General features: G+C 59.6%; 19 protein-coding genes. 8 read left to right on the plus strand and 11 right to left on the minus strand.

Annotated elements, in window-relative coordinates; genetic code table 11:
- Position 1: 1 nt before the first annotated feature.
- Positions 2–670: an OapA family protein gene (locus tag AWX27_RS10780; protein WP_047729278.1), complete on the minus strand. Its 669-nt coding sequence runs from the start codon at positions 668–670 to the stop codon at positions 2–4.
- 267 nt (positions 671–937) lie between these two features.
- Here AWX27_RS10780 and fklB point away from each other — a divergent pair, with 267 nt between their 5' ends.
- Positions 938–1,558, plus strand: a complete 621-nt coding sequence (gene fklB, locus AWX27_RS10785; RefSeq protein ID WP_004933618.1) for an FKBP-type peptidyl-prolyl cis-trans isomerase — start codon at positions 938–940, stop codon at positions 1,556–1,558.
- A gap of 43 nt (positions 1,559–1,601) precedes the next feature.
- Here the strand turns inward: fklB and ytfE are convergent, their stop codons facing one another.
- Positions 1,602–2,267, minus strand: coding sequence for an iron-sulfur cluster repair protein YtfE (gene ytfE / locus AWX27_RS10790; protein ID WP_060421910.1), 666 nt, complete (start codon positions 2,265–2,267; stop codon positions 1,602–1,604).
- 118 nt (positions 2,268–2,385) lie between these two features.
- On the minus strand, positions 2,386–4,338 hold the full coding sequence (locus tag AWX27_RS10795; RefSeq protein ID WP_060421914.1) for a bifunctional 2',3'-cyclic-nucleotide 2'-phosphodiesterase/3'-nucleotidase: 1,953 nt from the start codon (positions 4,336–4,338) through the stop codon (positions 2,386–2,388).
- Between the two features lie 255 nt (positions 4,339–4,593).
- Between AWX27_RS10795 and cysQ the strand changes: the two genes are divergently transcribed.
- Complete coding sequence (gene cysQ / locus AWX27_RS10800; RefSeq protein WP_033644177.1) at positions 4,594–5,334, plus strand: 3'(2'),5'-bisphosphate nucleotidase CysQ; 741 nt, start codon at positions 4,594–4,596, stop codon at positions 5,332–5,334.
- 1 nt (position 5,335) lies between these two features.
- Here cysQ and AWX27_RS10805 read toward each other — a convergent pair whose 3' ends face one another.
- The gene (locus tag AWX27_RS10805) at positions 5,336–5,893 is read right to left on the minus strand and encodes a YtfJ family protein (RefSeq protein WP_025159587.1); all 558 of its coding nucleotides are present in this window, start codon (positions 5,891–5,893) and stop codon (positions 5,336–5,338) included.
- 330 nt (positions 5,894–6,223) lie between these two features.
- Between AWX27_RS10805 and AWX27_RS10810 the strand changes: the two genes are divergently transcribed.
- Positions 6,224–6,430 (plus strand): DUF1107 domain-containing protein, encoded by a 207-nt coding sequence (locus AWX27_RS10810; protein ID WP_019453363.1) that lies wholly within the window; start codon positions 6,224–6,226, stop codon positions 6,428–6,430.
- Positions 6,431–6,498: 68 nt separating this feature from the next.
- On the opposite strand, the gene AWX27_RS10815 is transcribed toward AWX27_RS10810, so the two are convergent.
- Both AWX27_RS10815 and msrA read right to left on the minus strand, forming a co-directional pair.
- Positions 6,499–7,830, minus strand: coding sequence for a polyamine export protein PaeA (locus AWX27_RS10815; RefSeq protein WP_049270169.1), 1,332 nt, complete (start codon positions 7,828–7,830; stop codon positions 6,499–6,501).
- 180 nt (positions 7,831–8,010) lie between these two features.
- The gene (gene msrA, locus AWX27_RS10820; protein ID WP_086581134.1) at positions 8,011–8,649 is read right to left on the minus strand and encodes a peptide-methionine (S)-S-oxide reductase MsrA; all 639 of its coding nucleotides are present in this window, start codon (positions 8,647–8,649) and stop codon (positions 8,011–8,013) included.
- Positions 8,650–8,957: 308 nt separating this feature from the next.
- Between msrA and AWX27_RS10825 the strand changes: the two genes are divergently transcribed.
- Genes AWX27_RS10825 through AWX27_RS10835 form a run of 3 tightly spaced genes read left to right on the plus strand, consistent with a single transcriptional unit; the run spans position 8,958 to position 14,841 of the window.
- Positions 8,958–10,676, plus strand: coding sequence for an autotransporter assembly complex protein TamA (locus AWX27_RS10825; RefSeq protein ID WP_204275932.1), 1,719 nt, complete (start codon positions 8,958–8,960; stop codon positions 10,674–10,676).
- Complete coding sequence (locus AWX27_RS10830; RefSeq protein ID WP_060421927.1) at positions 10,673–14,491, plus strand: autotransporter assembly complex protein TamB; 3,819 nt, start codon at positions 10,673–10,675, stop codon at positions 14,489–14,491. Before AWX27_RS10825 ends, AWX27_RS10830 begins: the two co-directional genes overlap by 4 nt.
- A 2-nt stretch (positions 14,492–14,493) precedes the next feature.
- On the plus strand, positions 14,494–14,841 hold the full coding sequence (locus AWX27_RS10835; protein ID WP_033648686.1) for a gamma-glutamylcyclotransferase family protein: 348 nt from the start codon (positions 14,494–14,496) through the stop codon (positions 14,839–14,841).
- 54 nt (positions 14,842–14,895) lie between these two features.
- Here the strand turns inward: AWX27_RS10835 and ppa are convergent, their stop codons facing one another.
- Complete coding sequence (gene ppa / locus AWX27_RS10840; RefSeq protein WP_004933594.1) at positions 14,896–15,426, minus strand: inorganic diphosphatase; 531 nt, start codon at positions 15,424–15,426, stop codon at positions 14,896–14,898.
- Positions 15,427–15,686: 260 nt separating this feature from the next.
- On the opposite strand from ppa, the gene AWX27_RS10845 reads away from it, so the two are divergent.
- On the plus strand, positions 15,687–17,240 hold the full coding sequence (locus AWX27_RS10845) for a methyl-accepting chemotaxis protein (RefSeq protein WP_060421931.1): 1,554 nt from the start codon (positions 15,687–15,689) through the stop codon (positions 17,238–17,240).
- 45 nt (positions 17,241–17,285) lie between these two features.
- Here the strand turns inward: AWX27_RS10845 and fbp are convergent, their stop codons facing one another.
- Positions 17,286–18,290 (minus strand): class 1 fructose-bisphosphatase, encoded by a 1,005-nt coding sequence (fbp, locus tag AWX27_RS10850; protein WP_004933587.1) that lies wholly within the window; start codon positions 18,288–18,290, stop codon positions 17,286–17,288.
- A gap of 169 nt (positions 18,291–18,459) precedes the next feature.
- Between fbp and mpl the strand changes: the two genes are divergently transcribed.
- Positions 18,460–19,839, plus strand: coding sequence for a UDP-N-acetylmuramate:L-alanyl-gamma-D-glutamyl-meso-diaminopimelate ligase (mpl, locus tag AWX27_RS10855; protein ID WP_033636810.1), 1,380 nt, complete (start codon positions 18,460–18,462; stop codon positions 19,837–19,839).
- A gap of 197 nt (positions 19,840–20,036) precedes the next feature.
- Here mpl and yhcN (AWX27_RS10860) read toward each other — a convergent pair whose 3' ends face one another.
- The 3 genes from yhcN (AWX27_RS10860) to argR all read right to left on the minus strand — a co-directional run bounded on the left by yhcN (AWX27_RS10860) (position 20,037) and on the right by argR (position 21,558).
- On the minus strand, positions 20,037–20,300 hold the full coding sequence (gene yhcN / locus AWX27_RS10860) for a peroxide/acid stress response protein YhcN (RefSeq protein WP_004933578.1): 264 nt from the start codon (positions 20,298–20,300) through the stop codon (positions 20,037–20,039).
- 120 nt (positions 20,301–20,420) lie between these two features.
- Positions 20,421–20,684: a peroxide/acid stress response protein YhcN gene (yhcN, locus tag AWX27_RS10865; RefSeq protein ID WP_038879766.1), complete on the minus strand. Its 264-nt coding sequence runs from the start codon at positions 20,682–20,684 to the stop codon at positions 20,421–20,423.
- A 403-nt stretch (positions 20,685–21,087) separates the two neighbouring features.
- Entirely contained in the window at positions 21,088–21,558 is a 471-nt protein-coding gene (argR, locus tag AWX27_RS10870; protein ID WP_004933572.1) for a transcriptional regulator ArgR, read from the minus strand.
- Positions 21,559–21,609 lie beyond the last annotated feature (51 nt).

Here is a 21,609-nt window from a genome sequence, read left to right on the forward strand (position 1 = left end):
ATTAGCGTTCCCGGCGGTAGCTGCCGTCGGCCTGGCGGCGGAACAGCGCCTGGCTGTTGTCCACCGTGGTAACCGACAGCGCGTTAATCACGCCGTTGGCGTCGCGTTCGATGCGCACTTCCTGGCCGGCTTTCATGTTGCTCAGCGGCTTGTCGCCGCCTTCCACCTGCGCCATGGCGAACACTTCATTCACCGGCAGATTGTTGTCGCGAAACAGCTGGGCCAGGGTCTGGCCGGGCTGGATCTGATAACGCTGCCAGTTGCCCGCCGGCGTTGGTTCGTTGGCAGACGTGGTGCCGCCGTTTTGCAGATCGGCCTGCAGCGGCACGCTGGTTTCCTGCTGGGAAACCGGGAACGGCTGTCTTTCGGGCGAGTACGGCCACAGCAGGGCCAGCAGCAGGATGATGCCGAAGATCAGCACCCAGCGGCGGTGGAAGTAGGGCAGTGGCTCCATCCAATGGAAACCGTCCGGCAGATGCCAGACTTTGGCCAGCAGCGCTTTGACCTGCTGCATTTTGTCGTTGGCCGGCGGTGGCTCCGATGGCGGTTCCGCGCCTTCAGACGTGGGTGCGGCGCCCGGTTTCAGGCGCTGGCTGACATTCAGCCAGGTGCGCAGCAGCGGCTGGTAGATGCGGGTGGTTTTCCTTCTCCTGGGCGCGATTCTGCCCATGGTGACCTCTCTTCGACGGCGTAGTAATTAGCGCGGCGCGGCAAGCGCCTCGCCTGCCCGATATCCTGCTTTCAGTATAGTCCGCTAACTGATTGAAGCGAAAGGCAGCTGAGCGGCAGAGCCGCGGTTTGCGGCTGCGGGCGTTAACAGAAGGTTATTGTTTCTTTTTCTACGACAAAAGTCATCATTCTCCACACAAGATTTTACCCGGCATTGACGCGCTGTTATGCTGCGCTTTCGACTTTTTACAGACTTAAGGAAAACCCCATGACAACCCCTTCTTTTGACAGCGTTGAAGCGCAAGCAAGTTACGGGATTGGTTTACAGGTCGGCCAGCAGCTGCAAGAGTCCGGGCTGGAAGGTTTGCAACCGGAAGCTTTGCTGGCGGGTCTGCGTGACGCGCTGGAAGGGAATGCCCCGGCGGTTCCGGTAGACGTGGTGCACCGTGCGCTGCGTGAGATCCACGAGCGTGCGGACGCGGTGCGCCGCGAGCGCCAGCAGGCGATGGCCGTTGAAGGCCAGAAATTCCTGGACGACAACGCCAAGCGCGACGACGTGACGCTGACCGAGTCCGGCCTGCAGTTCTCCGTGCTGGAGCAGGGCAACGGCCCGATCCCGTCCCGTCAGGACCGCGTGCGTGTGCACTACACCGGTCGTCTGATCAACGGCGACGTGTTCGACAGCTCGGTCGAGCGCGGCCAGCCGGCAGAATTCCCGGTCAGCGGCGTGATCCCAGGCTGGATCGAAGCGCTGACCCTGATGCCGGTCGGCTCCAAATGGCAGCTGTATATCCCGCACAACCTGGCCTATGGCGAGCGTGGCGCTGGCGCGTCCATCCCGCCGTTCAGCGCGCTGGTGTTCGACGTCGAGCTGCTGGAAATCCTGTAATCCCACCGAGGATTGCTCTGGGCGCCTTCGTGGCGCCCTTATTTTATGCGCCGCGCAGCGCGCGCGGGAACAGCAGATTGTTTTCCAGGCTGATGTGCTCCATCAGATCGCCGATGAACTCGTCGATGCCGGTGTACAGCGCTCGCCAGGTGGTGCAGGCGCCCTCCGGCGGCGTGACGTTATCGGTGAGGAACTTCACCACTTCCAACTGCTCACCCGCCTCGTCATGTTCATGCTCCATCACCGAGATCGGTCCGGAGGCCTGCGGCCCCATGCCCTGTTTGATCAGCGGGAACAGGATCTGCTCCTCTTTCATCATGTGATTCTCCAGATCCAGGCGGATCAGGTTCAGCTGCTTCGCCAACCCGCGCGGGCAGCTGGGCTTGTCGCCGTGCACGCGTTCGACCTTTTCCGCCATCAGCACCAGTTCTGCCAGCTGCTCGCGGTGTCGCTGATGAAAGCGCGGCAGAATGTAATCGATCACCTCACCGAGCGGTGCCGTGCGCCAGTCCCGGCTTGGCTCCGGCGTGGCGGCCAGGGCGGCCAGTTCGTTTTCCAGCCTGTCGATATCTAACCCTTTGCGCTCGGCGGCGCGTGCCAGCGATTGCCGGCCGCCGCAGCAGAAATCCAGCTGATGCTGGCGAAACAGACGGGATGCACGGGGAATGGCGATAGCGAGCGCGCCAAGGGATTGATTGCGGTAATCCATGGTAGTGCCTCTTTAAACGAAGGAATCTTATAACATGCATTTTAAATGCAATTTAAAGGGCGCGCCAGCGGGAAAATCGAAGAGAAGGTGGCCGGGGCTGGGGACCCCGGCCGGGTGATTATTTCGCGCTAAGATCGATGCGATACACCGCGAAGCCGATGCGGTCATTGCCCTCGGCGGTCATCGGATATTGAGCGTGCTCTTTGATAAACGCCGTCGCTTTGTCCGACGGCGAGGTCTCGAAGCGGATATCCAGCGGCTGCTGGCTGCTGAAGGTCGCCAAACGCCAGTTGTTGTCCGCCTGCGGATGCACCGCACCGTGCCGCTGGGTTTCGGCGCTGATGTAGGCCGCCAGCACTGAACGGTTTTCATCCGGCGAGGCGAAGGCGATATGTTTGTCGCCGGTGCCGGCAAATTTGCCGCCGTAGGCGCGGTAGTTGTTGGTGGCGACCAGGAAGGTGGCGTTCGGATCGATCGGCTTGCCGTTGAAGGTCAACTGCTTGATGCGCTCCGCCTTATCGTTGATCAGCTGGCATTCACCGTCGTAGCGCGCCGGCTGGCTGACGTCGATCTGGTAATTGACGCCGTCGATCACGTCGAAGTTATAGGTGCGGAAGCCGTCCCAGTTGATCAAGCCCTGCGGCTTGGCGCTGTTGACGTCGATCTGGTTGAACTGGCCGGCGGAGCACTCCAGCCACTCTTTCACCTCTTTGCCGCTGGCCTTCACCACCACCAGGGTATTGGGGTAGAGATAGAGATCGGCGGCGTTGCGGAAGGTGAGTTGGCCCTTTTCCACTTCGACGAAGCTGGCCGGATCGTTCTTGCGGCCGCCGACCTTGAACGGCGCTGCCGCCGACAGCACCGGCAGATCGGCCAGATCCGGATCGCCCTGAATGTAATGTTCAACGTAGGCCTTCTGCGCATTGTTGACGATCTGCACCGTCGGATCGTCCTGCACCAGCGCCAGGTAGCTGTACATGTTGCCGTCGGATTTGCCGATCGGCTGGCTGACGAACTCGCGCGTGCCCTTGTGATCGTCCGCCAACACTTTCACCAGCGCGGCGTCTTCCGCCGCCAGCGATTTCTTGTTCTCTTTGTCGTAGATCGGCCGTGCTTCCGCTTTGGCGGCGGTCACTTTCCAGCTACCGCTATCGTTGTTGAGCTGCAGGTCGACCACGCCGAGATGATCGCCCCATTGGCCCGGCATCACCGCCGGTACGCCGTTCAGCAGGCCCTTATCGATATCCGCGCCTTTGATATTGGCGAAGTCCTTGCTCGGGAACACCGCATGGGCGTGGCCGAACATGATGGCGTCGATGCCCGGTACCTGGCTGAGGTAGTAGACCGAGTTTTCCGCCATGGCCTTGTAAGGCTCGCTGGACAGCCCGGAATGCGGGATCGCCACCACCAGATCGGCGCCCTGTTTACGCATTTCCGGCACGTAGCGTTTGGCGGTGGCGGTGATGTCGTCCACCGTCACCTTGCCCTGCAGGTTAGCCTTGTCCCACACCAGGATCTGCGGCGGCACGAAGCCGATGTAGCCGATGCGCAGCGTATGCGCCTTGCCGTCGCGGTCTTTCACCGGCGTATCGACGATGATGTACGGCGTGAACAGCGGTTTTTGCGTTTTGGCGTCGATGACGTTGGCGTTGATATACGGGAACTTGGCGCCGGCGATGGCGTTCTTCAGGTAGTCCAGCCCGTAGTTGAATTCATGGTTGCCGATGTTGCCGACCACATAGTTCAGCGTATTCATCGCCTTATAGACCGGATGCACGTCGCCCGGTTTCAGCCCCTTGGCCGCCATGTAGTCGCCGAGCGGGCTGCCCTGAATGATGTCGCCGTTGTCCACCAACACTGCGTTGGTAGCCTGTTGGCGCGCCTGCTGGATCAGGCTGGCGGTGCGCACCAGGCCGAATTTATCGGTCGGCGTGTCCTTGTAGTAATCGAAGTCCATCATGTTGCTGTGCAGGTCGGTGGTTTCCAGCACGCGCAGGTCGACGGTGGCCGCCTGCGCCGAGGCGCACACCAGCAGCGCAAACGCGGACAGCGTCAGGGGATGCTTCATCATTTTGGGCTCTCTCCATTCCATTATTCGAGTGTTATCGCAGAGGGAAATGTAATTAACATTGCTTGCCACAGCAAACTGTGAAGTGTGGCAGAAAACGGCGGCAGGTAACGCGGGGAAGTTCACAGTTGTGCCTAACAAGATCTGAGGAATTCCCGGGGGTTAGCCGGTTGAGATGGATATTCAGCGTAAAAAAAACTAGTCTGCTAGCAGAGACAGGGGGAAATTTCCCACGGAGATGCAGAGTTGAGGTGCATGATGTTAGAGCGAATTTGCCAACTGTCCCGCGAGGCGGGGGCGGCGATCATGGCGGTGTACGACGGTGAACAACCGCTTGATGTCGCACAGAAAAAAGATGATTCACCGGTGACGGCGGCCGATCTGGCGGCGCATCACATCATCAAGCGTGGCCTGGCGGCGCTGACGCCCGAGGTGCCGCTGCTGTCGGAAGAAGATCCGCCGGCGTGGGAAGAACGCCGCAACTGGACGCGCTACTGGCTGGTCGATCCGTTGGACGGCACCAAAGAGTTCTTGCACCGCAACGGTGAGTTCACGGTCAATATCGCCCTGATTGAAGACGGGCAGGCGGTGATGGGGGTGGTGTACGCCCCGGCGATCGACGTGCTGTATCTGGCGGAGCGCGGCAAGGCCTGGAAAGAAGAGAAGGGCGTGCGGCAGGCGATCGGTGTTAGCAACGCGCATCCGCCGCTGGTGGTGGTGAGCCGCTCGCATATCGACGACGAACTGAAAGACTATTTGCAGCAGCTGGGTGAGCACCAGACCGTGTCCGTCGGCTCCTCGCTGAAGTTCTGCCTGGTGGCGGAAGGCAAGGCGCAGCTCTATCCGCGCTTCGGGCCGACCAACATTTGGGATACCGCCGCAGGACATGCGGTGGCGGTGGCCGCCGGGGCGCAAATTCACGATTGGCAGGGCAAGCCGTTGCTCTATACCCCGCGTGAATCTTTCCTCAACCCCGGCTTCCGGGTGTCGCTGTTCTGAGTTAGTTCGCCAACAGCTGGTGCAGCTTGGACATCACCTGCTGCACCTCTTCCGGCGTCAGCGCGCCGTCTTTGGCGAACTGAATGCGCCCTTGCTTATCCAGCACCACAATAGCTGAGCCTTTCGGCTGCAGATCCCAGGCTTTGCGCACGTTGCCGTCGCTGTCGACGATAAACTGCGACCACGGGAACTCCTTCTTGCTGTCCTCAATGCTGCTGCGCACGAACATCGCGGTGCCCATCAGGGCATCGTCGGTGTTGACGATTGTCGTCGTTTGGTAACGATCGTGTGGTAGCTTCGCCTTCTTGATCGCTTCAATCAGTGGGTCGTTCATGTCTTTGGCGGAGCTGCGGCCGGCAATATGTTGTATCACTCGCACTTTTCCACTGAGCTGCGCGCTGTTCCAGTTCTGGTAGCTAAAATTACCGTCAGCGTAATTGAGCTCTCCTTTGTCGCTGACGCCGACCGGCGCTACGCGCTGCTGGAGCTGGAAGTTGTGCGCGGAAGCGAAAAGCGGGGCGAGCAGCAGGGATACCATCAGCATGCGACTTGTTTTCATGCTTTCTCCTTGTAATGAGTGGAATTTGTGCGACAGCACTTCGACAGCCTAAAGCATAGGATGTGATAAGAGGTCTGTCCTGTTAACCGGATCGCAGATTTTCCCTTGGTTCGCTAATCATCAGATTTTGAAGGGATATACTGAAAACGTTATAAATTATCATATACAATTCTGTCAAAAAGTGTAAATCCAGCGTAGATCACCGGGCAGAAGTGAACGTTCTGGTCTTTACTGGGTCTACTACATGCAATCAAGTTGCGTTCTGAATTTCGAGGCTGCCACCTTTGGCGGCTCGCTGAGCGCATGGATCAACGGGAGGAGCGTAAAAGAATGAGAATCTTCCAGCGTTATAACCCTTTGAAAGTGGCAAAGTACGTTAAGACCCTGTTTCGCGGAAGGCTGTATATCAAGGACGTGGGCGCATTTGAATTCGACGAGGGGAAAATCCTGCCGCCGAAGATTCGTGACAAGCGCCATTTCAGCGTGATGTCTGAAGTAAACCGCCAGGTGCTGCTGTTGCAGGCCGAGTTTGGCTGAACACTGCGCTGACAGCGGTAAAAAAAATGCGGCCCCGATGGGGCCGCTGATGTTTTTGCCGGCTGGCGTCAAGCCGCCGGGGTGTCTTCCGGGGCTTTCGGCAGTACCGCCGCCGGTTTGTCGCTCAGCCGGGTGACCAGCAGCTGGTCTATCTTGTAGCTGTCGATATCCACCACTTCGAACTTGTAGCCGGCGTATTTGACGAAGTCGGTGCGTTTCGGGATCTTGCGCAGCATATACATCATAAAGCCGCCGATGGTCTCGTAGTTGCCCGCCTGCGGGAACTCGTCGATGTCCAGCACGCGCATCACGTCGTCGATCGGCGTGCCGCCTTCAATCAGCCATGAGCTTTCGTCGCGCGCCACGATCTGCTCTTCCTGGCCTTGGCCAACCAGATCGCCCATCAGCGTGGTCATCACGTCGTTAAGGGTGATGATGCCCACCACCAACGCATATTCATTGAGGATCACCGCGAAGTCTTCGCCGGCGGTCTTGAAGCTTTCCAACGCTTCGGACAGCGTCAGCGTATCCGGCACGATCAGCGCCGAGCGGATCTGCACGCCGCTGCTCAGCACCAGGCTCTGGTTGCCCAGCACGCGGTTCAGCAGGTCTTTGGAATCGACGTAGCCGACCACCTGATCGATATGGCCGTCGCACACCAGGAACTTGGAGTGCGGATGGGTCGAGACCTTCTCCTTGATGCTCTCTTCGCTTTCGCGCAGGTCGAAGTACACCACGCTTTCACGCGAGGTCATCGAAGACGGCACGGTGCGCGATTCCAGTTCGAACACGTTTTCAATCAGCTCGTGTTCCTGCTTGCGCAGCACGCCCGCCAGGGCGCCGGCTTCCACCACTGCGTAGATGTCGTCGGAGGTGATGTCGTCCTTACGCACCATCGGCAGCTTGAACATGCGGAAGATCAGGTTGGCCATGCCGTTGAAGAACCACACCAGCGGGCGGAAGATCATGATGGAGAAACGCATCGGGTTGATGATCCGGACGGCGACCGTCTCTGGTGCAATCATACCGATGCGCTTCGGGGTCAAATCGGCGAACAGGATAAACAGGCTGGTCACCAGCACGAAGGAGCAGATGAAGCTGACCTGTTCCGCCAGTTCGGGCGACAGGAAACGATCGAACAACACCTTGAAAGTGGGAGAAAAAGCCGCATCGCCGACGATACCGCCGAGGATGGCCACGGCGTTCAGGCCGATCTGCACCACGGTGAAGAAGATGCCTGGGGTTTCTTGCAGTTTAAGCACTCTGGCGGCGTTGATGTTGCCTTCGTCCGCCATCAGCTTCAGTTTGATCTTGCGCGAGGCGGCCAGAGAGATTTCCGACAGTGAGAAGAACGCACTCACCGCGATCAGAAAAAGAATCAGTAAAATACTGTTTAACATAATCTATCCATACGTGCCGACGGGATGCCGGCGCTCTTGAGGAAGGGTAGTACATAGTAAAAAAAGCAGCGATAACAACCAGAAGGGAAGCTATCGGGCCGCAGAAGCGGCCCGCATAGTATAGCAGTTGCCCCACAGGGGCCGCCAGCGGTTAAAAAAGTGCCGCCGGCCGGCATCGGATTAGCCCTGCGGCGGCAGGCAAACGCCGATGCCACCCAGCCCGCAGTAGCCTTCCGGATTCTTGAACAGGTACTGCTGATGATCGTCCTCCGCGTAATAGAACGGCAGCGCCGGCGCGATCTCGGTAGTGATGACGCGCTTGTCGCCCGCCGCGCCCATCGCCTGCTGGAAGCGCTGCAGGCTGCTTTCCGCCTCGGCCTGCTGCTCCGGGCTCAGCGTGTAAATCGCCGAGCGGTACTGGGTGCCGACGTCGCCGCCCTGGCGCATGCCCTGCGCCGGATCGTGATTTTCCCAGAATACCTGCAGCAGCTGTTTGTAGCTGACGACCTGCGGATCGAACACCACGCGTACCACTTCGGCGTGGCCGGTCTGGCCGCTGCACACTTCGCGGTAGGTCGGGTTCGGCGTGTAGCCGCCGCTGTAGCCGGCGGCGGTGCTGTAGACGCCCGGCTGCTGCCAGAATAGGCGCTCAACGCCCCAGAAACAGCCCATGGCGAAGATCGCCACTTCCATGCCTGCCGGCACCTGGGTCATCGAGTGTTCGGTGACCACGTTGAGCGTTGCGACAGGCATTGGCGTGGTGCGGCCAGGCAGCGCGCTTGCCTTATCGACGGTTTGTGATTTATCAAAAAATGGCACCACGGTTGACTCCTGTTGTCACAGTAAGAATTGACCCTACATGGGGGCGGTTCGGTTGTATCTCACCGCGTCTTTGCCCACAATAAGTGGCAAGTTGGGTTTATGTATAAGCTTAACGCAGTATTTTGAGCGCCAAAAGTGAAGAATTCGCCTGTTGCGCGGCGGTGGCAAAGCGCGGCGGGCGGCGTCCGGAACAAGGCTGAAGAGGGCTGCCGTCATGATAGCGCGGAGTCTGCCCTGGCCCCGGAGCGAACACCATAACAGGAAAGTAAAATCAATAAGGAGAACACGTGCCAAAGTACCCGGTCATGTGCTTGATAGCTGTGTTGCTTGCGGCACCTGCAGCCTACGCGGCGAACGTGCGGTTGCAGGTGGAAGGGTTAAGCGGAGAGTTGGAAAAAAACGTTCGGGTGCGCCTGTCGTCGATCACGCCTGAAGAGGTCGGCACCGACGGTCGCTTCCGCGCACGGGTGGATGAGGCAGTGCGCCAGGGGCTGCGCGCGCTCGGCTATTATCAGCCGACCATCGAATTTACGCTGGACGATCGGCCGGGGATGTCGCGCCCGGTGCTGCATGCCAAGGTCAATCCGGGCGAACCGGTGCGTATCGCCGGCGCCAACATCGTGCTGGAAGGCGGCGCGAAGACCGATGAGGACTACCTGGCGTTGGTAAAGAAGGACCGGCCGACCATCGGCGAGATCCTCAACCACGGCAAGTATGACAGTTTCAAAGGCTCTCTCACCGGCCTGGCGCTGCGCAAAGGCTACTTCGATGCCGACATGACCAAAAGCCAGCTTGGCGTGGCCGAAGATCTGCACAAGGCGTTTTGGGATATCGATTTCAACAGCGGCGAACGTTACCGCTTCGGCAAGGTAAAATTCACCGGCTCGCAAATCCGCGAAGACTATCTGCAAAATCTGGTGCCCTTTCATCAGGGGGATTACTACAGTTCGGAGGATTTGGCCGAGCTGAACCGCCGTTTGTCCGCCACCAACTGGTTCAACTCGGTGGTGGTATCCCCTGATTTCAACGATGCCAAAGAGAACAAGATTTTGCCGTTGGACGCGCTGGTGACGCCGCGCACGCGCAACACCGTCGAAACCGGTATCGGTTACTCCACCGACGTCGGCCCGCGGGTGAAAGGCACCTGGAAAAAGCCCTGGCTCAACGATCGCGGGCATAGCCTGGAAACCAGCGCCAGCGTATCGGCGCCGGAGCAGCAGCTGGATCTGACCTACAAGATCCCGCTGCTGAAGAACCCGCTGGAGCAGTATTACCTGCTGCAGGGCGGCCTCAAGAACGTCAATCTTAACGACACCAAGTCCGTCACCTCCAAAGTGGTGGCCTCGCGCAACTGGGATCTCTCCAGCGGCTGGCAGCGGGCGATCAACCTGACCTGGCGCTGGGATAACTTTACCCAGGGTAACGTCAGCAACACCACCATGCTGCTGTATCCCGGCGTCAGCTTCAACCGCACCCGCTCGCGCGGCGGCCTGATGCCGACCTGGGGCGACAGCCAGCGCTACTCTATCGACGTGTCCGACACCACCTGGGGGTCCGGCGTGGACTTCGCGCTGATGCAGGCGCAGAACGTGTGGATCCGCACGCTGGCCGACAAGCACCGTTTCGTGGCGCGCGGCCAGGTGGGCTGGATCGAAACCAACGACTTCGACAAGGTGCCGCCGGATCTGCGCTTCTTCGCCGGCGGTGACCGCAGCATTCGCGGCTACAAGTACAAAGACATTTCGCCGCGCGATGGCGACGGCAAGCTGACCGGCGCCTCCAAGATGCTGACCGGCTCGCTGGAGTACCAGTACAACGTGACCGGCAAATGGTGGGGGGCGATGTTCGTCGACTCCGGTGAAGCGGTGAACGATATCAAGAAAAGCAACTTCAAGACCGGCGCCGGCGTAGGCGTGCGCTGGCAGTCGCCGGTGGGGCCGGTGAAGCTGGATATCGCCGCGCCTGTGGGAGACAAGGACACCCACGGGATGCAGTTCTACATCGGTTTGGGGCCTGAACTATGAGCCTGGTTAAAAAGATTTGTCTCGGATTTCTGGTCGTTCTGCTGTTGCTGATCGGCGGCCTGGCCTTCCTGATAGGCACCACCACCGGTTTGCATATGGTCATCAACGGCGCGGCGCGCTGGGTGCCGGGGCTGGAGATCGCCGGCGTCAGCGGCGGCTGGCGCGATCTGACGCTGAAGGGCGTGAAATATCAGATGCCGGGTGTGACGGTCAACGCCGGGCAGTTCCATCTCTCCCTTGACCTGTCCTGCTTTAAACGCAGCTCGCTGTGCGTCAATGCCTTGACCGCCCAGGATGTGGACGTGGCGGTGAACACCAAAGAGATGGCGCCTTCCGCGCCGGTGGAGGAGAGCAGTGAGCCGACCACCAATCTCAGCACGCCTTATCCGATCACGCTGCGCCTGTTGGCGTTGAACAACGTCAAGGTCACCGTCGACGACACCGCCATCTCTCTGGCCGAGTTCCGCACCGGCGCGCAGTGGCAAGAGCGCGCGCTGACGCTGATGCCGACCAAGATCGGCTCGCTGCTGATCGCCTTGCCGAAAACGCCGCAAAACCCGTTGCCGGAAGCGGTGCAGCCGGCGGTCGAGGTGGCGAAAAAGGTCGGCGAGCAGGTTACCGACGCGGCGAAGCCGGCACCTCAGCCGGAAGAGAAGCCGCTGGGCGAAACGCTGAAAGAACTGTTCGCCAAACCGCTGTTGCCGGATCTGCCGGACATCCGCCTGCCGTTGGATATCACCGTCAAAGAGATCAGCGGCGAGCAGCTGCGCTTGACCGGCGATACCGACGTGCTAATCACGAGCCTGTTACTGCAGGCCAGCACGCAGGATCAGCATATCCAACTGGACAACTTCGACGTGAAGTCGCCTCAGGGCACGCTGTCAGTGCAGGGGCAGGCAACCCTGACCGGCGACTGGCCGGTGGCCCTGACCGCCAACAGCGCGCTGAATATCGAACCGCTGAAGGGCGAGAAGGTGAAGCTGAACATCGGCGGTGGGTTGCGTGACGAGCTGAAGGTGGCGCTGAACCTGTCCGGCCCGGTCGGCGCCCAGCTCGATGTGCAAACCCGGCTGGCCGAAGCCGGCCTGCCGCTGGCGCTGACGTTGCAGAGCAAGCAGCTGAAATGGCCGCTGAGCGGCGAGGCGCAGTATCAGGTCAATGACTTCCGCCTGCGCTTTAACGGCAAGGCGACCGACTACGCGCTGTCGACGCGCGCCAATCTGAAAGGCCAGGACTTGCCGCCGGCGGTGCTGACGCTGGACGGCAAAGGCAACGTCGAGCAGTTCAAGCTGGAGCGCCTGCGCCTGGCGGCGCTGCAGGGCAATACCGATCTTACCGCGCTGGTGGACTGGAGCAAAGCCATCAGCTGGACCTCGCAATTGACGCTGAGCGGCATCAATACCGCCAAGCAGTGGCCGGAATGGCCGGCGAAGCTGGATGGCAAGATCACCACGCGCGGCAGCCTGCACGGCGGCAGCTGGCAGCTGCAGGTGCCGGTATTGCAGCTGGACGGCAACGTGAAGCAGAACAAGGTCACGGCGCGCGGTACACTGAGCGGCAACGCCGCCGGGCAGTGGAAAATCCCCGGCATCGATCTGGCGCTGGGGCGTAACCAACTGAACGTCAAAGGGCAGCTGGACGAGAAGAGCTGGAACCTGGACGCCAACATCGACGCGCCGCGTCTGGACGGCGCGCTGCCGGGCCTGGGCGGCACCGCCAAAGGGCTGCTGAAGCTGCGCGGCAATCTGCAGGCGCCGCAGCTGCTGGCGGATTTGACCGCTTCCGGCTTGCAGTGGCAGGCGCTGCGCATCAATCGCGTGAAAATAGACGGCGACGTGCGCTCCACGGATCAGATCCAGGGGCAGCTGGCGGTACGCGTCGAACAGCTGAAGCAGGATGCGCTGGAGGTCAGCCTGCTGACCCTCGACGCCAAAGGCAGCGAGAAGCAGCACCAGCTGCAGCTGAAGATTGACGGCAAGCCGGTCTCCGGCCAGCTGGCGCTGCAGGGCAGCTTCGATCGTCAGCAGCAGCGCTGGCGCGGCAATCTGAACAACACCCGTTTCGATACGCCGGTCGGGGAATGGCGCCTGACGCGCGCCATCGCGCTGGACTACCTGAACACCGAGCAGAAAATCAGCGTCGGGCCGCACTGTTGGCAGAACCCGAACGCCGAGCTGTGCGTGCCTAAGACCATTGAAGCCGGCCAGAGCGGCCAGGCCAGCGTGGTGCTCAACCGGTTCGACCTGGCGATGATCAAGCCGTTCCTCGGCCCGGACACCGCCCTGAGCGGCGTGTTCACCGGCCGGGCCGACGTCAGCTGGAAGCCGGGCGGCGCGCTGCCGGAGGCGAAAGTCACGCTGGCCGGCAACGGCGTCAAGGTGGTGCAGCAGGTGCAGGGCAACGCGCTGCCGGTCGCCTTCGATACGCTGACCCTCAACGCCGGCTTGAACAACGGCCGCGCGCAGGCCGACTGGCGGATCAAACTGACCAACAACGGCCAGTTCGACGGCAATATCCAGGTGGCGGATCCGCAGGTGCGGCGCACCATCAGCGGCAACGTCAATATCACCAACATCTCGCTGGCGCTGATCAACCCGGCGCTGATGAAGGGCGAAAGCGCGGCGGGCATGCTGAACGCCAACCTGCGCCTGGGCGGCAGCGCGCAGAAGCCGCTGGTGTTCGGGCGCCTGGCGTTGGATCGGGCGAAGGTGCAGGGGCACTGGATGCCGTTCGACATGACCGACGCGCGGCTGGCGGTGAATTTCAACGGCATGACCTCGACGCTGGAAGGGTTGCTCAGCACCACGCGCGGCCAGCTGAATCTGGCGGGCGATGCCGACTGGCGCGATATCAACGCCTGGCGTGCGCGCATTGCCGCCAAGGGCGACAAGCTGCGGGTGACGGTGCCGCCGATGATCCGCATCGACGTGTCGCCGGATCTGGTGTTTGAAGCCACGCCGCAGCTGTTCTCGCTCAACGGCAAGGTCGACATTCCCTGGGCGCGCATCACGGTGCAGGAGCTGCCGGAAAGCGCGGTGGGCGTCTCTTCCGACGAGGTGATGCTGGACGACCAGCTGAAGCCGATTCAACCGAAGACCGCGTCGATCCCGATCAACAGCAACCTGATGATCCACGTCGGCAACGACGTGCGGCTGGACGCCTTTGGCCTGAAAGCCCGCTTGAAGGGCGATCTGAAGGTGGTGCAGGACAAGAAAGGGCTGGGCCTCAACGGCCAGATTGACATCCCTTCCGGCCGATTCCATGCTTATGGTCAGGATTTGATCGTGCGTAAAGGGCAGCTGATGTTCTCCGGCCCGCCGGATCAGCCGCTGCTGAATATCGAGGCGATCCGCAACCCGGAATCCACCGAGGACGATGTGACCGCCGGCGTGCGCGTGACCGGCCTGGCGGATGCGCCGAAGCTGGAAGTGTTCTCCGATCCGGCCAAATCGCAGCAGGAAGCCTTGTCTTATCTGCTGCGCGGCCAGGGCTTGAGCAGCTCCGGCGCCGACGGCAACGCCATGACCTCGATGTTAATCGGCATGGGGGTTGCACAAAGTGGTCAACTTGTGGGTAAAATCGGCGAGGCATTCGGCGTGAGTAATTTGGCTCTGGACACTCAGGGGGTTGGCGACAATTCCCAGGTTGTCGTGAGCGGCTATGTCCTCCCAGGCTTACAAGTAAAATATGGGGTGGGCATTTTCGACTCGCTGGCCACGCTGACGTTGCGTTATCGCCTGATGCCTAAGTTGTATCTTGAAGCGGTGTCTGGTCTCGACCAGGCATTAGATTTGCTCTATCAGTTTGAGTTTTAGCGATGCGAATAATTGTCTACGGCAGTTTACGGCGCAAACAGGGAAACAGCCATTGGATGACCAACGCCCAATGGCTCGGCGAGCACGAGCTCGAAGGCTATCAGATTTATAATCTGGGCCATTACCCGGCGGCGATCCCTGGAGAGGGCACGATACATTGCGAGGTGTATCGTATTAACTCATCGATTCTGGCAGAGCTGGACGAACTGAAAAGCAACACCAAGGACTATAAGCGCGAGCTGATTCAGACGCCTTATGGGAGTGCGTGGATCTACCTGTACAAACACAGCGTGGACGGTTACCCGCGGATTACCAGCGGCGACTGGCTGAAGCGTCTCGACGAACAGTAAGAAAAAAAAACACCGCTCAATGAGCGGTGTTTTTTCATCGGACGGCGGCTGGCATTACTTCTTGGCAGCGCGTTCGAAGGAGGCGATGATTTCCGCTTTAGCTGCGGCAGCGTCTGCCCAGCCTTCCACTTTCACCCATTTGCCTTTTTCCAGATCTTTGTAGTGCTCGAAGAAGTGAGCGATCTGGGCTTTCAGCAGTTCCGGCAGGTCGTTCACGTCTTTCACGTGATCGTACTCTTTGGTCAGCTTGCTGTGCGGTACCGCAACCAGCTTGGCGTCTTCACCGGCTTCGTCGGTCATCTTCAGCACGCCAACCGGACGGCAGCGGATCACGGAGCCCGGCTGCAGCGGGTATGGGGTTGGGACCAGCACGTCAACCGGGTCACCGTCCAGAGACAGGGTGTGGTTGATGTAGCCGTAGTTGCACGGGTAGAACATCGCGGTGGACATGAAACGGTCAACGAACAGCGCGCCGGTTTCTTTGTCGATTTCGTATTTGATTGGATCGGCGTTGGCCGGGATTTCGATTACTACGTAGATGTCTTCCGGCAGGTCTTTGCCAGCAGGGACCAGATTCAAGCTCATGTCGGTTTCCTTTAATCATCAAACCAGAAATGGAGTGGCGGCTATTATAGCGGACTCTTTTGCGATTTCCTGCCCTTTTCATCGTTGAAAACCCAGCGTGCCGGCGCACGGAGAATTTCCAGATTAATCCCGCCGCGGCATGAAGTTTTGCCTTCGCCTGCCGATAACTTCAACAAACAATAATGAGCCAGCAAAGCTGGCTCCGCGTTTTGCCACCCCTACTACGTCTGATCTCACTATTCTGAAGCCGGGAAGAACTCATGCTAAAAAAGATTACGGTGAAGGCTGGGCTGATCGCCCTGCTGAGCCTGATGACCATGCTGCTGATCATGGTCAGCGTTATTGGCGTCAACGCGATTAACGAAGGATCGCGCTCGATCCATACCCTTAACCAGATCCTCGGCGAAGAGCTGGGCTCGCTGGCCAACAGCTCCAACCTGACGCTGCGCGCCAGAACCGCCGCCTCGCTGGCGGTGCGCCAACGGGAGATCGGCCAGGTCGATGTCTCCGACGCCACCGTGGGCCGCATCTACGGTTACCTCGAGCAGTCGAACAAGGAAATGGCGCGCTTTGTCGGCGTTGGCACCGTGACCGATCGCGGCCGTGAACTCTCCAACCGTCTGCAAAACAGCTACCGCGCCTATCTGGAGCAGGGCGTGAAGCCGATGGCCGCCGCCATTAAGGCCGGCAAGATCGATGAGTATTATCACATCCAGGAAACGCGCATCTCCGCGCTGAGCATCGCGTTCGAAAAGGATCTCAGCGATTTCCGCAGTTTCGCGATGAAGCTTGGCGCGCAGCAGGTGTATGACGCGGAAAACAATGCCAGCACCAAGATCTCGCTGATCGTGGTGGCGGGCCTGCTGAGCGTGCTGCTGGCGGTGCTGGCCTGGTTCGCGCTGCGGGTGATCATTCTGCGCCCGCTGGACGAGTCCATCGCGCAGCTGGAACACATCGCCGGCGGCGATCTGACCCATGAGATCCGCGGTGAGGGCGATACCGAGATGGGCCGCCTGGTGCGGGCGATGCAGCGCATGCAGCAGGCGCTGGCCAGTTCGGTCAGCAAAGTGCGTGACGCCAGCAGCCAGATCGACACCGGTTCACGCGAACTGGCGGCCGGCAACCTGCATCTGGCGCAGCGCACCGAAGAATCGGCCGCGTCGCTGGAAGAGACCGCCGCCAGCATGGAACAGCTGACCTCGACGGTGAAAATGAACGCTGAGAACTGCGAACAGGCCAACCAACTGGCGCTGAGCGTGTCCGATATCGCCAACCAGGGCAGCGACGTGGTCAGCCAGGTGATGAGCAAGATGCAGGCGATCACCGACAGCTCGCGCCGCATCGCCGACATCATCAGCGTGATGGACGGCATCGCCTTCCAGACCAATATCCTGGCGCTGAACGCGGCGGTAGAGGCGGCGCGTGCCGGCGAACAGGGCCGCGGTTTCGCGGTGGTGGCCGGCGAAGTGCGCAATCTGGCGCAGCGCAGCGCCCAGTCGGCGAAAGAGATCAAAGGGTTGATCGAAGCGTCGCAAAACCGGGTGCAGGAAGGCGAGCAGATGGTGGAGTCGGCGGCGCAGACCATGAGCGGCATCACCGGCGAAGTGGGCCGGGTCACGGCGCTGATGCGTGAGATCTCGGCGGCGACGCGGGAACAAAGCAGCGGCATCGAACAGGTGAACCTGGCGGTGGCGCAGATGGATCAGGTGGCGCAGCAGAATGCGGCGCTGGTGGAAGAGTCGGCGGCGGCGACGCGCTCGCTGGAAGATCAGGCTCAGCTGCTGGCGCAGAGCATGGCGGCGTTCAAGCTGTAAGGCGATAAGGGTTCGGCGTGGCGCCGAACCCTTGCAAAGAACGCGTTACTCGTCCGGGTTTTCGGCGATGAAGCGTTCTGCGTCTTCTACCATCGACTTGGTGCCGACGAAGAATGGCGCGCGCTGGTGCAGTTTCACCGGCGTGATGTCCAGAATGCGGTTTTTGCCGTCGCTGGCCTTACCGCCGGCCTGTTCGGCCAGGAACGCCATCGGGTTGCATTCGTACAGCAGGCGCAGCTTACCTTGTGGGTGGCTGGCGGTGCTTGGGTAGATGTAGATGCCGCCTTTCAGCAGGTTGCGGTGGAAGTCCGCCACCAGAGAACCGATGTAGCGCGAGGTGTAAGGGCGCTGCGTCGCTTCATCCTGCTCCTGGCAGTATTTGATGTATTTCTTCACGCCGAGAGGGAACTTGATGTAGTTGCCTTCGTTGATGGAATACATGTTGCCGCTCGCCGGGAAGCGCACTTTCTCGTGGGAGAGGCAGAACACGCCCAGAGACGGATCGTAAGTAAAGGCGTGGACGCCGTAACCGGTGGTGTACACCAGCATGGTGGACGAACCGTAAACCACATAACCCGCTGCGACCTGGGCGCTGCCCGGCTGCAGGAAGTCTTCTTCGGTCACCGGCGTGCCGACCGGCGTGATGCGACGGTAGATAGAGAAAATCGTACCGACCGAGACGTTGACATCGATGTTGGACGAACCGTCCAACGGATCCATCAAAACGACATATTTGGCATTTTCAGCTCGCTCGCCGTCGAATATCACGATTTCATCTTCTTCTTCGGAAGCGATACCCGCAACTTCACCACGCGCTTTCAACGCCGCTTTCAGTTTTTCGTTCGCGTACAGGTCCAGTTTCATCTGAACTTCGCCCTGTACGTTGGACACCCCGCTGGTTCCCAGAATATCAACCAGGCCGGCCTTGTTGATGTCGCGGTGGATGATTTTGGCGCCCAGTTTAATTGCAGAAAGTAACGCGGTCAGCTCGCCGGTGGCGTGCGAGAAGTCGTGCTGTTTCTCGACGATAAATTCGCCTAACGTTTTCATGACACAATCCCTGAATCTACGGATGGATAGCGGCCTGTTAACAAACCGCCAACGTTTTCGCGTGCAGTGTAGCCCAAAGATGCGCGCCATTCATAGGCAAATCCATTTCTTCTGGACGATTCTGAGCGTTAGAATATGCCGACATTCGATGCACTCACATGAGAAACCTATGCGCATTCACATTCTTGGGATCTGTGGCACCTTTATGGGCGGGTTGGCGATGCTGGCGCGCTCACTGGGGCATGACGTCACCGGTTCGGACGCCAACGTCTATCCGCCGATGAGCACGCTGCTGGAGAACCAGGGGATCGATCTTATTCAGGGTTATGATCCAGCCCAGCTGGATCCGGCGCCGGATCTGGTGATCATCGGCAACGCCATGACGCGCGGCAACCCGTGCGTGGAGGCGGTGCTGGAGCGTGGCATTCCTTACGTTTCCGGCCCGCAGTGGCTGCACGACGCCGTATTGCGCGATCGCTGGGTACTGGCGGTTGCCGGCACCCACGGCAAAACCACCACCGCCGGCATGGCGACCTGGATCCTCGAGGCCTGCGGCTACCAGCCCGGCTTCGTTATCGGCGGCGTGCCCGGCAACTTCGACGTTTCGGCTCGCCTTGGCGGCAGCCCGTTCTTCGTGATCGAGGCCGACGAGTATGACTGCGCGTTCTTCGACAAGCGCTCCAAGTTCGTGCACTACAGCCCGCGCACGCTGATCATGAATAACCTGGAGTTCGATCACGCCGATATCTTCGACGATCTGAAAGCCATCCAGAAACAGTTCCACCACCTGGTGCGTCTGGTGCCGGGCAAAGGCAAGATCATCCTGCCGGACAACGACAGCCACCTGAAGCAGGTGATGGCGATGGGCTGCTGGAGCGAGCAGGAGCTGGTGGGGGAAGAGGGCACCTGGCGCGCGCAGAAGCTGACGCCGGACGCCAGCCATTACGCGGTGTTCCTCGACGGCGAACAGGTCGGCGAAGTGAACTGGGCGCTGGTGGGCGAGCACAACATGCATAACGGCCTGATGGCCATCGCCGCCACCCGTCATGTCGGCGTGCAGCCGGCGGACGCCTGCCGCGCGTTGGGCGATTTCATCAACGCCCGCCGCCGTCTGGAACTGCGTGGCGAAGCCAACGGCGTCACGGTTTACGACGACTTCGCACACCACCCGACGGCGATCCTCGCCACTCTGGCCGCGCTGCGCGGCAAGGTCGGCGGCACGGCGCGCATTCTGGCGGTGCTGGAACCGCGCTCCAACACCATGAAAATGGGCATCAGCAAAAACGATCTGGCGCCTTCGCTCGGCCGCGCCGACGAAGTGTTCCTGTTCCAGCCGCACCACATTCCGTGGCAGGTGGCGGAAGTGGCGGATGCCTGCGTGCAGCCGGCGCACTGGAGCGCGGATCTCGACACGCTGGTGGACATGGTGGTGAAAACTGCACAGCCGGGCGATCACATTCTGGTGATGAGCAACGGCGGCTTCGGCGGCATTCACGATCGCCTGCTGGACGCGCTGGCGAAAAAGCAGGAACCGAAAGTCACCTACTGATCGCTCCGCCGCATCAGACAATCCAAGGGCCGCATTCGCGGCCTTTTTTACGTCCATAAAAAAGCCCTCGCGAGCGAGGGCAACGGGGTTCGTCGGATAGGACGACGAGAGGGTCTCTGGGAAATCGGCGTTTGCGTCAGAACTCGGCAGTGGCAGTGACGAGGGTAATCAGCTCTGCAAAGCCGTTCCCAGAGTTGTTATTTGTAAATCTCGGCGGTGGCGTGGTAGTTGCCTTCATTACGCGCTTCGATCACGCGGTAGGCGGTTGCGCCTTTCGCGTCGGCTTTTTCCGACAACGCCTGGCGAATGTCGGTCGGCGCGCCGTCGATGCCGCTGACGGTAATGGTGCCGATAGATTGCAGGTTGGCGGTCTGATCGTTAGTCACCAATTGGGCGGCAGAAGCGCCGAAGGAGATGACAGACAGCAGGCCGAGTGCAGCAACAGTAGTTTTCATGTTCATGATAGCGATCCTTGGTCATAACAGCCTGGAAGGGCTTGGCAGCGATTTTTATTCTTGAAGGCCGTTACGACAGCGTTTGATTCCAGAGATGTATTGCCCGTTGCCGGGTAATGCCGGTACTTATTTGTAGATTTCAGCGGTCGCGTGGAAGTTGCCGTCATTGCGGGCTTCGATCACGCGGTAAGCGGTTGCCCCTTTGGCGTCAGCTTTGTCGGACAGCGCCTGGCGAATGTCGGAAGGCGCTGCGGCAACGCCGCTCACGGTGATCACACCGGCCGGCTGCAGTTTTGCGGCCTGAGTTGCGTCAACAGATTGTGCTGCGAATGCACCAAATGAAAGCATGGACAGAACGCTCAGGGTTGCAACGGTAGTTTTAATTTTCATCATCTCACCTCATCGTATTCTTTTATCAGTTCCAACGAACTGTGATTCAGTTCACGAAAATGAGTATACAGCTAGTAACGCGAAAAATTAATAGTTCGCTAACAGTTGCTAGTGAAACTTTAACCTCATGATCCTTATTTTTTATAACCATAAGGAATAAAAAACGCTCATAAAACGATCTTTTGATGTTAAATTTATGTAATTTCAATGAGGTAAGTGCTTTTGACCAAAAGTGCGGAAGATCACAGTGGGTACTGCTGGTTACATGGAGATGTCATGGAAATGTGTTGCTGAGGGATAAAAAAGCAGTGTTAAACGCGGTTGAAGGCAGGGAAGGTAACGCGGGGGTTAAAGAAGCGCTAACAAAGTGCGGGCAACAGCCGCACTTTGTTAGCGCCAGGTTTCACAGCTCTTGCTCGAACACGCCCAGAATAGCTTCATGCAGTTTCTGAGCGGTAAAGCCGTTGGAGGGGGTGACGAAAATCGTATCGTCGCCGGCAATTGTGCCGAGGATGCCCTGGGATTTACCCAATGAGTCGAGCAGGCGAGCGATCAGCTGCGCGGCGCCCGGGCTGGTGTGGATCACCACGACGGCGTCGTTATGGTCGACGTCCAGCACCAGATTCTTCAATGGGCTGGTGGTGGTCGGCACGCCGAGTTCGGCAGGAAGGCAATACACCATTTCCATTTTGGCATTGCGCGTACGTACCGCGCCGAACTTGGTCAGCATGCGCGATACTTTGGATTGGTTAATGTTTTCGAAGCCTTCTTCTTGCAGCGCCAAAACGATCTCGCCTTGAGAACTGAATTTTTCTTCTTTCAATAACGCTTTGAACGTCTTGATCAGATCTTCCTGTTTTGCGGGATTACGCATTTTGCACCGTGGAATGTTGATAGTGGAAGTCATGATTATGCATATAGATGA

It is taken from the genome of Serratia sp. 2880STDY5682894, from assembly GCF_001537385.1.
GTDB lineage: Bacteria > Pseudomonadota > Gammaproteobacteria > Enterobacterales > Enterobacteriaceae > Serratia > Serratia nevei.

What these genes read in the sequence shown, in the direction of transcription:
- AWX27_RS10780 (WP_047729278.1), bottom strand. Translation starts at nt 670, where the DNA reads ATGGGCAGAATCGCGCCCAGGAGAAGGAAAACCACCCGCATCTACCAG.
- fklB (WP_004933618.1), top strand. Translation starts at nt 938, where the DNA reads ATGACAACCCCTTCTTTTGACAGCGTTGAAGCGCAAGCAAGTTACGGG.
- ytfE (WP_060421910.1), bottom strand. Translation starts at nt 2,267, where the DNA reads ATGGATTACCGCAATCAATCCCTTGGCGCGCTCGCTATCGCCATTCCC.
- AWX27_RS10795 (WP_060421914.1), bottom strand. Translation starts at nt 4,338, where the DNA reads ATGATGAAGCATCCCCTGACGCTGTCCGCGTTTGCGCTGCTGGTGTGC.
- cysQ (WP_033644177.1), top strand. Translation starts at nt 4,594, where the DNA reads ATGTTAGAGCGAATTTGCCAACTGTCCCGCGAGGCGGGGGCGGCGATC.
- AWX27_RS10805 (WP_025159587.1), bottom strand. Translation starts at nt 5,893, where the DNA reads ATGAAAACAAGTCGCATGCTGATGGTATCCCTGCTGCTCGCCCCGCTT.
- AWX27_RS10810 (WP_019453363.1), top strand. Translation starts at nt 6,224, where the DNA reads ATGAGAATCTTCCAGCGTTATAACCCTTTGAAAGTGGCAAAGTACGTT.
- AWX27_RS10815 (WP_049270169.1), bottom strand. Translation starts at nt 7,830, where the DNA reads ATGTTAAACAGTATTTTACTGATTCTTTTTCTGATCGCGGTGAGTGCG.
- AWX27_RS10825 (WP_204275932.1), top strand. Translation starts at nt 8,958, where the DNA reads ATGTGCTTGATAGCTGTGTTGCTTGCGGCACCTGCAGCCTACGCGGCG.
- AWX27_RS10830 (WP_060421927.1), top strand. Translation starts at nt 10,673, where the DNA reads ATGAGCCTGGTTAAAAAGATTTGTCTCGGATTTCTGGTCGTTCTGCTG.
- AWX27_RS10835 (WP_033648686.1), top strand. Translation starts at nt 14,494, where the DNA reads ATGCGAATAATTGTCTACGGCAGTTTACGGCGCAAACAGGGAAACAGC.
- ppa (WP_004933594.1), bottom strand. Translation starts at nt 15,426, where the DNA reads ATGAGCTTGAATCTGGTCCCTGCTGGCAAAGACCTGCCGGAAGACATC.
- AWX27_RS10845 (WP_060421931.1), top strand. Translation starts at nt 15,687, where the DNA reads ATGCTAAAAAAGATTACGGTGAAGGCTGGGCTGATCGCCCTGCTGAGC.
- fbp (WP_004933587.1), bottom strand. Translation starts at nt 18,290, where the DNA reads ATGAAAACGTTAGGCGAATTTATCGTCGAGAAACAGCACGACTTCTCG.
- mpl (WP_033636810.1), top strand. Translation starts at nt 18,460, where the DNA reads ATGCGCATTCACATTCTTGGGATCTGTGGCACCTTTATGGGCGGGTTG.
- yhcN (WP_004933578.1), bottom strand. Translation starts at nt 20,300, where the DNA reads ATGAACATGAAAACTACTGTTGCTGCACTCGGCCTGCTGTCTGTCATC.
- yhcN (WP_038879766.1), bottom strand. Translation starts at nt 20,684, where the DNA reads ATGAAAATTAAAACTACCGTTGCAACCCTGAGCGTTCTGTCCATGCTT.
- argR (WP_004933572.1), bottom strand. Translation starts at nt 21,558, where the DNA reads ATGCGTAATCCCGCAAAACAGGAAGATCTGATCAAGACGTTCAAAGCG.